This window comes from Pseudomonas sp. Z4-7 (assembly GCF_051131965.1).
In the GTDB taxonomy this organism is placed as follows: Bacteria; Pseudomonadota; Gammaproteobacteria; order Pseudomonadales; family Pseudomonadaceae; genus Aquipseudomonas.
In genome coordinates this window covers 4234817-4247085 of the sequence record NZ_CP071642.1, presented here as the reverse complement: position 1 = coordinate 4247085, position 12269 = coordinate 4234817, and the positions used below count along the sequence as shown (strand labels likewise).

Sequence of the window (12269 nt, the reverse complement as noted above, 5' to 3'; positions counted from 1 at the left end):
CCAAGAACTACAATGAGTTGCGGCTGTCTGTTGAGGCCACGAGACAGGTCGGGGTGGTATCAATGCCATCGCTGTGCCAGTCTTTCGCACTTTTCAGCGCCCCACGGTGCTCTGTTTTGCCGAATCAACCACGGTTTGCCACCGGGTTGGCTCGGCAACATCCTTCCGGAGTGTGGATGGTTCGTCCCCAGGTATTGCTACTGCTGTGTTGTTCGCTGCTGTTGCCAATGGCGGCCGAAGCACGCCTGCCCGGACCGTTGCAAGTGGTGGCGCCGGGCACCGTGCGTGACCTGGCGCAGATCCGCAGCAGCCGGGTGCTGAAGGTGTTGGTCAACCAGAGCCGCAACAGCTCCGGTGAAGTCCAGGGCCAGCCCATCGGTGTCGAATACCATCGCTTGCGGGCCTTCGAACAGTACCTCAATGGTCATGCCCGGGATGGCCAGGAAATCACCCTCAAAATCATTCCCAAGGCCAAGGATCAGTTGCTCGGCGCACTGCAGCGCGGGGAAGGGGATCTGGTGGCGCCAGGCGAATTGCTTGAGCCGCAAGCCGGCCATGCGGTGAGCGCCAGTGAGCCGATACGCACGGATGTGCCGTTGCTGCTGGTGGGGATCAAGGGCGAAAAGCGTTATTCGCGCGTGGAGCAATTGTCTGGCAAGACCCTGGCGCTGCCCAACGGCAGCGCGGCGGGGGATGCGGTCAGCCAGATCAACCAGAAGCTGGCGTTGCTCAAGTTGCCGCCGGTGAAAATCGAATGGGTCGATCCCACCCTGGCGGTGGAAGACGTGTTGGAGATGGTCCAGGGCGGGATCTTCCACTTGACCATCGTCGAACAACCCATTGCCGAACGCTGGGGCAAGATCCTGCCCAAGTTGCGTTTCGACCGCCAGGTGCTCATCGGCGAGCCGAGCGATGAATATTGGTTCGTCCGCCGCGACGCCGCCATGCTGCGGGCGAGCATTGATCGATTCCTCACCACCTATAAAGTCCCCGACAACCAGGACGCTGCATTCCTGCGTATCTACCGACGCTTGTACCAGGTTCACTATCCGCTGGCCCGGGCCAATCGCCAACGCCTGGAAAAACTTCGGCCGGTGCTGCAAAAACATGCCCAGGCCCAGGGCATGGACTGGCTCAACCTGGCGGCCCTGGCGTTCAAGGAGTCAGCTTTGCAACCCAACGCGCGCAGCGGCAGCGGGCCCACCGGCCTGATGCAGATCACGCCGTCCGCGGCCCAGCGGGTCGGGGTCAACAACATCCAGGACCTGGATGCCAATGTGCAGGCCGGCGCCAAATACCTGGCCATGATCCGCCGCAAATTCTTCTCCAGCCCCAAGCTAAACGAGCGCGAACGCATGGCGTTTGTCCTGGCGGCCTACAACATGGGGCCGGAACGCGTCCAAGGCATGCGAGCCGAGGCCCGGCGGCGAGGCTTGAACCCTGACCAGTGGTTTTTCCAGGTCGAGCGAATAGCCATGGAGCAGGTGGGCATGGGCGCCGTCAGCTACGTTAATAGCGTGAACAAGTATTACCTGGCGTTTGATCGAGAGCGTGAATCCCTGGAGCCGCAAGAGCGGAAAGTGGCTTCGACCAAATAATCTAATTTATAGATTGGTTTGGTGGGTTTTTTGCGCTTTTTACTCATAATTATTTGATTAATATGGCGGCCACACACATCTCTCCCAAGGAATGCACCTCATGAGCACTTTCATCAACAAGGTTCTGTTTTCCCGCGCCGGCTACGGCCTGACTGTCCTGCGCATCGTCGTCGGGGTCATTTTTGCCGCCCATGGCTCGCAGAAACTGTTCGGGCTGTTTGGCGGTTATGGGTTGGCGGGCACGGCGCAATGGATGGACAGCATCGGCCTGACGCCTGGCTACCTGATGGCAACCCTGGCCGGTGGCACCGAGTTTTTCGCCGGGCTGGCCTTGATCATCGGCCTGCTGACGCGCCCGGCGGCTTTGGGTCTGGCCTTCCTGTCACTGGTGGCGATTTTCTCCGTGCACATCGGCAACGGTCTGTTCATGGCCAACAACGGTTATGAGTTTGCCCTGGCCTTGCTGGCCGGCAGTATCGCGGTGTTGATCGAAGGTGCAGGCAAGCTGTCGGCAGATAACGCCATCGCCCGTCGATAACTCGCCCAAGACAACAAGGCCCGTCCAGTACAGGCCTTTTTTGTGCGCGTCGATTCTTGACACTGGCCAGTCAGCTTCTCTAGGATGCCGCTCATGCGCCGATTTAAACAGCTACTTGCGGGGCGCCAGGTGACTCATCCAGTCATCGACAGAAGCCATGAAACAAGGCTTCGAAATACCGCTAAAGCGCTGGTTCGGTGTTGCCTCTCACCTGCCATGCAGACTTTTGAGGCAGAGACACGACACAATGAACGCACCCAGCCCCCTCGTACGCCTGGCGCCGATCACGGCGAACCTGCTGCAACGCAATCCGAAAATTCTCCTGGGCGGTACCCATCAGCCTACGCTGTTGCGTTATCTCGACGGCTGGCCGCGACGCAGCCACGGCCCCGCGGCTTTCCTGATCCAGTTTGTCGAAGACGGTGAATCGCTGGCGCGTTTCGCCAATGACAGTTTCGACCTGGCGGTAATCCAGTCACCGAGGGCGGCGGACGCTGCCGAAATGATCCGGCACTTGACCCGTGTTGCACGGCAGGGGCTGATCACTCGCCGTTGAGGCGAGTCGGGCTACGGATAGCTGATATCGACGATGTAGACGAGCTTTTCTCCGGTTGGCGCCTGGACCCTGACTTCAGCGTCCAGCGTCTTGCCAATCAGGGCGCGGGCCAGGGGCGAGTCGATACTTATCAGGTTCTGCTTCAGGTCCAGCTCGTCAGGCCCGACAATGCGATAGCGCGATTCCTTGCCGTCCTCATCCTCCACGGTGACCCAGGCGCCGAAATACACCTTGTTCGGGTCGCTGGGCTTTTCGCTGACGACCTTGAGTGCTTCGAGGCGTTTGGTGAGGAAACGCACGCGACTGTCGATTTCCCTCAGCATTTTCTTGCCGTAGGTGTATTCGGCATTTTCCGAGCGATCGCCCTGGGCCGCCGCTTCGCTGACCGACTGGGTCACCTGGGGGCGGCGCACATGCCACAGTTCATGGAGTTCAGCGCGCATCCGCGCTTCACCCTCGGGGGTGATCAGCGCGGTGCCGGCGGTACGGGGTGGACGATAGCGGCTCATGGCAACTTCTGGTGATGGCGAGGCCCGAAGTCTATCAACCCTCGCGCAACACTGTCAGTGGGCTGGCGTTGAGCGCTCGGCGAGTGCCAAATACGCCCGCCGCACCGATCAGCAACGCGCCCACCAGCGGCAATACCAGCAGCCATGGATGCGGATGCCACGGCAAGTCGAAGGCATAACGGTAGAGCACCAGGCTGACCAGTTCCGAACCCAGGGCCGCGAGCAAACCGCTGACCGCACCCAACAGGCCGAATTCGATGCGCCGGGCCTTGGTCAACAGCGGCCGCTCGGCGCCCAGGGCACGCAGCAGCGCGCCTTGGCGGATCCTTTCGTCGAGAGTGGCCTGCAAGCCGGAGAACAGCACCGCCATCCCCGCCGCCAGCACAAACAGCAATACGTATTCCACGGCCAGGGTCACCTGGGCCAGGATGCTGCGCAGTTGTTCGAGCAACGCCTCGACTTGCAGGATCGTCACGGCCGGGAAGGCGCGGGACAGGTCGACGATCTGCTGGTCATGGCCGGGAGCCAGATAAAAACTGGTGAGGTAGGTCGCCGGCAGGTCCTTCAGCGTACCGGGCTGGAAAATCATGAAGAAGTTCGGCTGGAAATTGTCCCAGTTGATTTCCCGCAGGCTGGTGACCTTGGCTTCCCGGTTGAGGCCGCCGACGTTGAACACCAGGCGGTCGCCCAGTTTGATCTTGAGGTTCTCGGCCACCTTGCCTTCCACCGAAACCCCCGGGATATCGTCCGGTGGCTGTTGCGGCCACCAGTTCCCGGCCGTGACGACGTTGCCCGCCGGCAGCTCCGCCGCCCAGGTCAGGCTCAAGTCGCGTTGCAGCGCACGGTCACCGGCCGAATCCTTGGTGACGAACTCCTTGGCCGGCTCGCCGTTGATGCTGATCAGCCGTCCCGGTACCACGGGGTAGAGCGGGGCCGACTGCGCTGACAACGCCATCAGCTTGTCGGTGAAGGCCTGCTTGTCGTTGGGCAGGATGTTCAAGGCGAAATAGTTCGGGGCGTTTTTTGGCAACTGGTTTTGCCAGGTGTCCAGCAACTCGCCGCGCAGCAGCGCAATCAAGGCCATGGACAACAGGATCAGGCCAAACGCCAGGGCCTGGCCGGCTGCCGCCAAGGGATGGCGCAACAGCTGACCGAGTCCCAACCGCCAGGGCAGCGAGGCCCGGGCCAGCATCCGACGCAGGCTCTGCAGCACCAGCAACAGCAGTCCGCCGAGCACCAGTGCGGCAACCACCCCACCACCGAGCAGCGCGAAAGTCAGCACCAGGTCCAGGCTCAGGCGCCACATGATCAGCCCGAGCGCACCGAGGGCCGCACCGTAGACCACCCAGCTACTGGAGGGAATCGGCAACATGTCCCGACGCAGTACGCGCAACGGTGGGACCCGGCCCAGTGCAGCGAGCGGCGGCAAGGCAAAACCCGCCAGTGCCACCAGCCCGGTGCCGATCCCGGCGATCGCCGGCAACAGGCCACCCGGGGGGACGGTGGTGGGCAGCAAGTCATGCAGCAAGGCAAACAATCCCAACTGGGCCACCCAGCCCAGCAGCGCACCGCTGATGCTCGCCAACAGGCCCAGCACGGCCAGTTGCAGGCTGAACAGCACCATGGTTTCCCGGCGCGACAGGCCAAGGCAGCGCAGCAATGCACTGGCATCGAAGCGTCGAGTGGCGAAACGGTTGGCGGAGAGGGCCACGGCAACGCCGGACAGTAGCACCGCCACCAGGCTGGCCATGTTCAGGTAGCGCTCGGCCTTGCCCAGGGCGCCGCCGATCTGGCGATTGCCGTCGCGAGCGTCCTGCAGGCGCTGGTTCGGCTCAAGACCTGGCTTGACCAGGTCGCGATAGGTTTGCAGCGCCGACGCCGGGCCGCGCCACAGGTCGCGATAGCTGACCCGGCTGCCGGGTTGCACCACGCCCGTGGCGTCCAGGTCCTTGAGGTTGATCATGACGCGCGGGGTCAGGCTATAGAAATTACCGGCGCGGTCCGGCTCATAGGTCAGCACGCGGCTGAGGCGAACGGTCTTGTTGCCGACATCGATGCTGTCACCGATCTTCAGGTCCAGCGCCGTCAGCAGCCGTGCTTCGACCCAGGCCTCCCCGGGGGCTGGTCGTCCACCGGTCTCTTCCGGGGCGAAGGGCGCCGGGGCGCTTTTCAGTTCCCCGCGCAAGGGATAGATGTCATCGGCTGCCTTGACGCTGGACAGCTGGATACCGTTGTCGGTGGCGACAACGCTGGAAAACTCCACCACCCGGGCATGTTCCAGGCCCAGTTCGGTGCCGCTGCGGATCTGCTCCGGGCGGGCAGGGGAGCTGCCCTCGAGCAGCAGGTCGGCGCCGAGAAATTCGGTCGCGCGCATCATCATCGCGCCATTGAGGCGGGCGCCGAAGTAACCGATGGCGGTGCTCGCCGCCACGGCCACCAGCAGGGCGAAGAACAGCACGCGCAACTCGCCGGCGCGGGCATCGCGCAGCAACTGGCGCAGGGCAAGGCTGAACAGGCGCAACAGGGGCAAGCGTGCCATCAAGGCTCCAGGGGCGCGACCATCAGGCCGGCTTCAAGTCGGATCAGGCGCCGGCAGCGATGGGCCAGGCGTTCGTCGTGGGTCACCAGCACCAGGGTGGTGCCGCGTTCCTTGTTCAGCTCGAACAGCAGATCGCTGATGCGTTCGCCGGTGTGGCTGTCGAGGTTGCCGGTCGGCTCATCGGCGAACAGCACGTCCGGCTCGGCGGCAAAGGCGCGGGCAATCGCGACGCGTTGTTGTTCGCCGCCCGAGAGCTGGCGTGGCGAGTGGGTCAGCCGTTGGCCGAGGCCGACCCGTTGCAGCAGTTGCGTGGCGCGCTCACGGGCATCCTTGCGGCCATCCAGTTCCAGCGGCAGCATGACGTTCTCCAGCGCGTTGAGGCTGTCGAGCAGTTGGAACGACTGGAAAACGAAACCGACGTGTTCGGCGCGAACCCGGGCGCGCTGGTCTTCGTCCAGTGCGCTGAGGGCTTGGCCTGCGAGGGTCACTTCACCGCTGCTGGGCAAGTCGAGGCCGGCCAGCAGCCCAAGGAGCGTGGATTTGCCGGAACCGGACGCGCCGACGATGGCCAGGCTGTCGCCCTTGTTCAGTTCCAGGCTGAGTTCGTGCAGGATGGTCAGTTCACCTTCCGCGCTGGGAACCACTTTGCTAAGGTCCTTCGCGGTGAGAATGCTTGAGCCCATGGAGAATCCGATGCGAGTGTGGTTTTTGAGTGCCGGCCTGGCCTTGATGTGCATGGTCCAGAACGCAGCGGCGGGTACAGTCCTGATCGTTGGCGATAGTATCAGCGCGGCTTTCGGCCTGGATACCCGCCAAGGTTGGGTGTCGTTGCTGGAACAACGGCTCAAGGCCGAGGGTTTCGACGACAAAGTGGTCAATGCATCGATCAGTGGCGACACCAGCGCAGGCGGCTTGGCGCGCCTGCCGACGCTGCTTGCAGCCCATAAGCCGGAGCTGGTGGTCCTGGAGTTGGGAGGCAACGATGGCCTGCGTGGACAGCCGCCAACACAATTGCAACAAAACCTTGCAGCGATGATCGACAGCTCCCGCGCCAGCGGTTCCAAGGTGCTTTTGCTGGGCATGCAATTGCCGCCGAACTATGGGCGACGCTACACCGAGGCTTTCTCGAAGGTCTACAGCACCTTGGCCGAGGAGAAAAACGTCCCGCTGGTGCCGTTTTTCCTCAAGGATGTCGGCGGCGTCCAGGGAATGATGCAGGGCGACGGATTGCACCCGTCCGTCGCGGCCCAGGGCAAGTTGCTGGAAAATGTCTGGCCGACGCTGAAACCGCTGCTTTGACGCTTTTCTACAGGCGGTCTTTCGGCTAATGTGGCGCCCCCGATTTGGAGCCCCCGATGCCGCGTCCCGCCTGGTCCCTGTTTGCCTACCAACTGATCGAGCCTGACGAACAGCTGGATCTGTTCGCCTGCCAGGAAGTGCGGGTGCATCTGGTGACCCGGCAGCTGGAGCTCGGCGGCTCGGCCGACCGGACCCTTTGCGGCAGTCTTTTGCCGGCGCAGCCACGCTGGTCGGCCGTCGACCGCAGGATTTTCCAGGACCATCGCCTCTGCTCCTTGTGCCGGGCGATCCTGGAATCGCAGAAGCGCGGTACCTCGCCGATCTGGCCGGAGCTGCGGTTCGAGTTGTGATCAGCGCGACCAGTGTGGGAGCGAGCTTGCTCGCGATCTGGCCGGCACATTCAATACAGTGCATACAGACCCACCGCTATCGCGAGCAAGCTCGCTCCCACAAGGGCTCACCAGCTTGATGACTGCTACACATCGGACGCATCGGCGCCGCTCTCCCCGAAATAACGGGACGCAGTGTACAATCGCGTTTTCATACCCTCTGTTCGATCTGCGAAGGATTTCCCGGATGTTGCCGCGCTTGCCTGCCGTCGCCCGCTGCCTGTCTCTTGCCGCCCTGTGTATGGCGGGTCCCGTTGCTGCATTGGAGTTGCCTCTGCCGCCACCGGGTGAAGACATCATCGGCCAGGTGCAGGTCATCAAGGCCAAATACGAAGACACCTTCGCTGACCTGGGCACCACCTATGACCTGGGTTACACCGAGATGGTCGCCGCCAACCCGGGCGTTGATCCGTGGTTGCCGGGTGCTGGCACTGAAATCGTCTTGCCGACCCGTTTCATCCTGCCACCGGGCCCGCGCGAAGGCATCGTGATCAACCTCGCGGAATACCGCCTCTATTATTTCCCCAAGGGGCGGAACGTGGTCTACACCTTCCCGCTGGGAATCGGTCGCGAAGGTTGGGGCTCGCCCATCGCCCACACCAGCATCATCGCCAAGACGCCAAACCCGACGTGGACCCCGCCGGCCTCGATCAAGGCTGAACATGCCGCCGACGGCGATCCCTTGCCAAATGTGGTTCCGGCAGGCCCCGATAACCCGCTGGGCCCGTTCAAGTTCACGCTGGGAACGCCGGGTTACCTGATCCATGGCTCGAACAAGAAATTCGGCATCGGCATGCGTACCAGCCACGGCTGCTTCCGGATGTTCAACAACAACGTGCTGGAGATGGCCGGCATGGTGCCGGTGGGGACTTCGGTCCGGATCATCAACGACCCGTACAAACTGGGCCTGAGTGGCGGCAAGGTTTACCTGGAAGCCCACACTCCGCTGGACGACAAGGGCAACCCGTCGGTGGTGGATAAACACACCGCGGTCATCAACGCGATGCTCAAGCGTGAGGACATCACCAGCAACTTGCGCATGAACTGGGATGTGGTGCGTGACGTGGTGGCCGCTGAAGACGGCCTGCCGATAGAGATCGCTGTTCCGAGTGCCTCGGCACCGATGGTATCGAGCGCGCCGATCGACCTGACGCAATAGGGCGACGCGCCAACCTGACCCGCCCACATCCAAGGATGTCGGCGGGTTTTTTATCGCCGGGGAAAACTCCGGGCAATAAAAAAGCCGACCCAGTAATGGGTCGGCTCGATAACAATCCCGAAGGACTATTACTTGCGGCTAGCTTTTTCCAGCATGCGCAGAGCACGCTCGTTAGCTTCGTCAGCAGTCTGTTGTGCTTTTTGAGCAGCAGCCAGAGCTTCATCAGCTTTGCGGTAGGCTTCGTCTGCACGAGCTTGGGCGCGAGCTGCTGCGTCTTCGGTGGCAGTCAGACGTGCTTCGGTTTCTTTCGATGCGCTGCTGCAACCGGTAGCCAGAACTGCGGCCAGGGCCAGAGCAGAGAATTTCAGAACGTTGTTCATCGTGTTCCCCTTCAAAGGACTTTCTATTTAGTGACTGTCTCCCCAGAGTGAGGAGTTAGCCGGCGTACATACTACTCATTACTTGTAGTAAGTAAACTGACGTAGCGCAAGAAGCAAAAAAATTGTAGGCGGTGATTCTTTTTCAAGCAACTTTTCCGAGCGGTGTTTGAAGAATATCCAGCGCCAAGCCCCGGAATGGAGCACGGCGATGAAGAAAAGTTCCGTTGACGCGACAACTCACAGGCCTGCGCTAAAGTCGCTGTTTATTGATTCCCTTAGAGTTTTGTTCATTTTTTGTGCAATCGTCCCGGCATCTTTTTATTGCCGGTGACGGTGACTTTAACAATCGGCGCTCGTCCAAGACTCAACAACTGGCGATGTTCACCTATTGCGCCTTGGGCGACTACCGCGCGACCGTGTCGCTCAATCGATAAACCCGTCGGGGTTTAACACCTCGGTGACAGGCGTGCCTTGAGCATTTGCGTCATTGGTGCCTACTATTCACGACGTGCTCGGGTTTGAGCGATTGGTTTTTTGCGCTCGGTGACCAGACAGGCACGGGGTGGCGTAGATGTTCCTTCGCCGGAAAAACATCGGTAAGGTAGGGGTCGGCATTCAGACCCGCGAGGAGTAGTGATGAGCGAGGCGGTTTCCATCCACCATGACCAGGCTGGTCATCAGTTCGAGACCATTGTGGACGGTCATCGTGCCTATCTGACCTACATGGACCTGGGCAAACAGACGCTGGACATCTATCGCACCTTCGTGCCTAACGCGCTGCGTGGCAGGGGGATTGCTGCGAAGTTGACCGAAGAGGCGTTGAAGTATGCTGAAGAAATGGGCTACACGGTAATCCCGTCCTGCTCCTATGTGGAGCGCTACATGGAGCGGCACCAGCGGCACGCGGCGAAGCTCTGACGCAATGATTCCCGATAAAAAACGCCGGACTGAGAAGCCCGGCGTTTTTTTATGTGTTGAAGTTTGGGGGATAAAGCCCGATCAGCTGCGCTGACGCTTTGGCAGCACGTCCTTGAGTTTGGCGTGCATGCCGCGCAGGGTCTTTTCGGTGGCGCTCCAGTCGATGCAGGCATCGGTGATGGAGACGCCGTACTGCAAATCGGCAAGATCCTTCGGAATCGCCTGGCAGCCCCAGTTCAAATGGCTTTCGACCATCAGGCCGATGATCGACTGGTTGCCCTCGAGGATCTGGTTGGCGACGTTTTCCATCACCAGCGGCTGCAATGCCGGATCCTTGTTGGAGTTGGCGTGGCTGCAATCAACCATGATGTTCGGCTTGATGTTCGCCTTGTTCAGCGCCTGCTCGCACAGCGCGACGCTGACCGAGTCATAGTTCGGCTTGCCGTTGCCGCCACGCAGCACGACGTGGCCGTAGGCGTTGCCCTTGGTGGTGACGATCGAAACGCCGCCTTCCTGGTTGATGCCCAGGAAACGGTGAGGACTGGACACCGATTGCAAGGCGTTGATCGCCACGGTGAGGCCGCCGTCGGTGCCGTTCTTGAAGCCCACTGCAGATGACAGGCCGGAAGCCATTTCGCGGTGGGTCTGGGATTCGGTGGTGCGCGCGCCGATGGCCGACCAGCTGATCAGGTCCTGCAGGTATTGCGGGGAGATCGGGTCCAGGGCTTCGGTGGCGGTGGGCAAGCCCATTTCGGCCAGGTCCAGCAGCAACTGGCGACCGATGTGCAGGCCATCCTGGATCTTGAAGGAGTCGTCCAGGTAAGGGTCGTTGATCAGGCCTTTCCAGCCGACGGTGGTCCGGGGCTTTTCGAAATACACCCGCATCACCAGGTACAAGGTGTCGGAGACTTCCGCCGCGAGCACTTTCAGGCGCTCGGCATATTCATGGGCGGCCTTGATGTCATGGATCGAGCAGGGCCCGATGACCACGAACAGGCGATGGTCGGTGCCGTCGAGAATGTTGCGGATGACTTCCCGGCCCTTGGTCACGGTGCGCAGCGCAGCATCGCTCAGGGGGATATCGCGCTTGAGCTGGTCAGGCGTGATGAGGGTCTCGTTGGAGGCGACGTTAAGGTCATTGATCGGTAAATCAGCCATCGTGTTACTCGTCAGGTCACGGGTGCCGGCCGCCAGCGATCCCCGCGCGGCGGTGCACAGCGGATTTAAGCGCGGCGGGGAGCCGAACCTTAGCGCGTTAAGAGGTGGCTCGACAATGGGCAGGGGCGGGTTTACTCCCCTATTTTCCGGGTAACCGTGATCGAGTCGGCCCGCGAAGGAATAGGTAACCGGGTGTAAGGACGTTTGCATGCCTGGCCGCTCGCGCCGATAGTGTGCAGGGATTGTTCACCAGAGGAGTCGTGTGATGCAGGCAGGCGGTAAACCGAGGATCGGGGTGATCGGCACCGGCGCGATTGGCGGGTTCTATGGCGTGATGCTGGCTCGTGCCGGCTACGACGTTCACTTTCTGCTGCGCAGCGAATTTGCCGCCGTGGCCGAGGCTGGCCTGCGGGTCGACAGCGCGGTGCATGGCGCGCTGACGCTCCAGCCGGCCCAGGCCTATCGCTCGGCGGCCGACATGCCGCCTTGCGACTGGCTGCTGGTCGGTGCCAAGACCACCAGCAATGCCGACCTGGCCCCAGCCATCATCCAGGCCGCGGCCGACGGCGCGAAAGTCCTGTTGCTGCAGAATGGCCTCGATGTCGAAGAGGAACTGCGACCACTGTTACCCGATTCACTGCACCTGCTTGGCGGCTTGTGCCTGATCTGCGTCAATCGGCTCGGCCCGGGCGTCATTGCCCACCAGGCGCTCGGGGCAATCAACATCGGTTACCACAGCGGTGCTGGGACGGATCAGGCCGCACGCATGGCGATCGTCGAGGAGGGAGCGGGGCTGTTCCGGGCTGCGGGCCTGGATTCCCAGGCCATGCCAGACCTCGGGCAGGCACGCTGGCAGAAACTGGTGTGGAACGTGCCCTATAACGGCCTTTCGGTTCTGCTTGGCGCGAGCACCACGCCGTTGATGGCCGACGACCACAGTCGTGGACTGATCCAGGCGCTGATGGCTGAAGTGGTGCGTGGCGCACAAGCCTGCGGTCATGAGATCGCGCCAGGCTACGCGGAATATCTGTTCACGATGACCGGAAAAATGCCCGACTATTGGCCCAGCATGTACCACGACTATTCCCAACGGCGCCCGTTGGAGCTGGAGGCGATCTACGCTCGGCCACTGGCGAGGGCCAGGGCGGCGGGGTGCGAGTTGCCGAAAATCGAAGCCTTGTATCAGGCACTGGCGTTCATCGATCGACGCAACCGCTGATCGGACG

At 61.7% G+C, this 12269-nt stretch carries 13 protein-coding genes; 8 read left to right on the top strand and 5 right to left on the bottom strand.

Annotated elements, in window-relative coordinates; all coding sequences use genetic code 11:
• Positions 1-176: 176 nt before the first annotated feature.
• From J3P91_RS19030 to J3P91_RS19020, 3 genes are all read left to right on the top strand, one after another.
• On the top strand, positions 177-1598 hold the full coding sequence (locus tag J3P91_RS19030; RefSeq protein ID WP_434601407.1) for a transglycosylase SLT domain-containing protein: 1422 nt from the start codon (positions 177-179) through the stop codon (positions 1596-1598).
• A 100-nt stretch (positions 1599-1698) separates the two neighbouring features.
• Positions 1699-2136 carry a DoxX family protein gene (locus tag J3P91_RS19025; protein WP_434572789.1) on the top strand — a complete coding sequence of 146 codons (438 nt, stop codon included), beginning with the start codon at positions 1699-1701 and terminating at the stop codon, positions 2134-2136.
• Positions 2137-2383: 247 nt separating this feature from the next.
• Complete coding sequence (locus J3P91_RS19020; RefSeq protein ID WP_434572791.1) at positions 2384-2692, top strand: class I SAM-dependent methyltransferase; 309 nt, start codon at positions 2384-2386, stop codon at positions 2690-2692.
• A gap of 11 nt (positions 2693-2703) precedes the next feature.
• Here the strand turns inward: J3P91_RS19020 and greB are convergent, their stop codons facing one another.
• Genes greB through J3P91_RS19005 form a run of 3 tightly spaced genes read right to left on the bottom strand, consistent with a single transcriptional unit; the run spans position 2704 to position 6423 of the window.
• Positions 2704-3201, bottom strand: coding sequence for a transcription elongation factor GreB (greB, locus tag J3P91_RS19015; protein ID WP_434572793.1), 498 nt, complete (start codon positions 3199-3201; stop codon positions 2704-2706).
• A gap of 34 nt (positions 3202-3235) precedes the next feature.
• A complete protein-coding gene (locus J3P91_RS19010) occupies positions 3236-5740 on the bottom strand; it encodes an ABC transporter permease (RefSeq protein WP_434601406.1) in 2505 nt (834 codons plus the stop codon).
• Positions 5740-6423: an ABC transporter ATP-binding protein gene (locus tag J3P91_RS19005; protein ID WP_305499741.1), complete on the bottom strand. Its 684-nt coding sequence runs from the start codon at positions 6421-6423 to the stop codon at positions 5740-5742. Before J3P91_RS19005 ends, J3P91_RS19010 begins: the two co-directional genes overlap by 1 nt.
• 10 nt (positions 6424-6433) lie before the next feature.
• On the opposite strand from J3P91_RS19005, the gene J3P91_RS19000 reads away from it, so the two are divergent.
• From J3P91_RS19000 to J3P91_RS18990, 3 genes are all read left to right on the top strand, one after another.
• A complete protein-coding gene (locus J3P91_RS19000; protein ID WP_434601405.1) occupies positions 6434-7039 on the top strand; it encodes an arylesterase in 606 nt (201 codons plus the stop codon).
• A 56-nt stretch (positions 7040-7095) separates the two neighbouring features.
• On the top strand, positions 7096-7389 hold the full coding sequence (locus J3P91_RS18995; RefSeq protein ID WP_024776677.1) for a hypothetical protein: 294 nt from the start codon (positions 7096-7098) through the stop codon (positions 7387-7389).
• 226 nt (positions 7390-7615) lie between these two features.
• Entirely contained in the window at positions 7616-8587 is a 972-nt protein-coding gene (locus tag J3P91_RS18990; protein ID WP_305499745.1) for a L,D-transpeptidase family protein, read from the top strand.
• A gap of 128 nt (positions 8588-8715) precedes the next feature.
• Here the strand turns inward: J3P91_RS18990 and oprI are convergent, their stop codons facing one another.
• Positions 8716-8967, bottom strand: coding sequence for an outer membrane lipoprotei OprI (gene oprI, locus J3P91_RS18985; RefSeq protein ID WP_011335311.1), 252 nt, complete (start codon positions 8965-8967; stop codon positions 8716-8718).
• 636 nt (positions 8968-9603) lie between these two features.
• Here oprI and J3P91_RS18980 point away from each other — a divergent pair.
• Positions 9604-9885 (top strand): GNAT family N-acetyltransferase, encoded by a 282-nt coding sequence (locus J3P91_RS18980; protein WP_186610534.1) that lies wholly within the window; start codon positions 9604-9606, stop codon positions 9883-9885.
• An 81-nt stretch (positions 9886-9966) separates the two neighbouring features.
• Here the strand turns inward: J3P91_RS18980 and J3P91_RS18975 are convergent, their stop codons facing one another.
• Positions 9967-11043 (bottom strand): 3-deoxy-7-phosphoheptulonate synthase, encoded by a 1077-nt coding sequence (locus J3P91_RS18975; RefSeq protein ID WP_305499748.1) that lies wholly within the window; start codon positions 11041-11043, stop codon positions 9967-9969.
• Between the two features lie 265 nt (positions 11044-11308).
• On the opposite strand from J3P91_RS18975, the gene J3P91_RS18970 reads away from it, so the two are divergent.
• Complete coding sequence (locus J3P91_RS18970; RefSeq protein WP_434601404.1) at positions 11309-12262, top strand: putative 2-dehydropantoate 2-reductase; 954 nt, start codon at positions 11309-11311, stop codon at positions 12260-12262.
• Positions 12263-12269 lie beyond the last annotated feature (7 nt).

Excerpts from the sequence above, each read along its gene's own strand:
- J3P91_RS19030 (WP_434601407.1), top strand. The coding sequence starts at position 177 with ATGGTTCGTCCCCAGGTATTGCTACTGCTGTGTTGTTCGCTGCTGTTG.
- J3P91_RS19025 (WP_434572789.1), top strand. The coding sequence starts at position 1,699 with ATGAGCACTTTCATCAACAAGGTTCTGTTTTCCCGCGCCGGCTACGGC.
- J3P91_RS19020 (WP_434572791.1), top strand. The coding sequence starts at position 2,384 with ATGAACGCACCCAGCCCCCTCGTACGCCTGGCGCCGATCACGGCGAAC.
- greB (WP_434572793.1), bottom strand. The coding sequence starts at position 3,201 with ATGAGCCGCTATCGTCCACCCCGTACCGCCGGCACCGCGCTGATCACC.
- J3P91_RS19010 (WP_434601406.1), bottom strand. The coding sequence starts at position 5,740 with ATGGCACGCTTGCCCCTGTTGCGCCTGTTCAGCCTTGCCCTGCGCCAG.
- J3P91_RS19005 (WP_305499741.1), bottom strand. The coding sequence starts at position 6,423 with ATGGGCTCAAGCATTCTCACCGCGAAGGACCTTAGCAAAGTGGTTCCC.
- J3P91_RS19000 (WP_434601405.1), top strand. The coding sequence starts at position 6,434 with ATGCGAGTGTGGTTTTTGAGTGCCGGCCTGGCCTTGATGTGCATGGTC.
- J3P91_RS18995 (WP_024776677.1), top strand. The coding sequence starts at position 7,096 with ATGCCGCGTCCCGCCTGGTCCCTGTTTGCCTACCAACTGATCGAGCCT.
- J3P91_RS18990 (WP_305499745.1), top strand. The coding sequence starts at position 7,616 with ATGTTGCCGCGCTTGCCTGCCGTCGCCCGCTGCCTGTCTCTTGCCGCC.
- oprI (WP_011335311.1), bottom strand. The coding sequence starts at position 8,967 with ATGAACAACGTTCTGAAATTCTCTGCTCTGGCCCTGGCCGCAGTTCTG.
- J3P91_RS18980 (WP_186610534.1), top strand. The coding sequence starts at position 9,604 with ATGAGCGAGGCGGTTTCCATCCACCATGACCAGGCTGGTCATCAGTTC.
- J3P91_RS18975 (WP_305499748.1), bottom strand. The coding sequence starts at position 11,043 with ATGGCTGATTTACCGATCAATGACCTTAACGTCGCCTCCAACGAGACC.
- J3P91_RS18970 (WP_434601404.1), top strand. The coding sequence starts at position 11,309 with ATGCAGGCAGGCGGTAAACCGAGGATCGGGGTGATCGGCACCGGCGCG.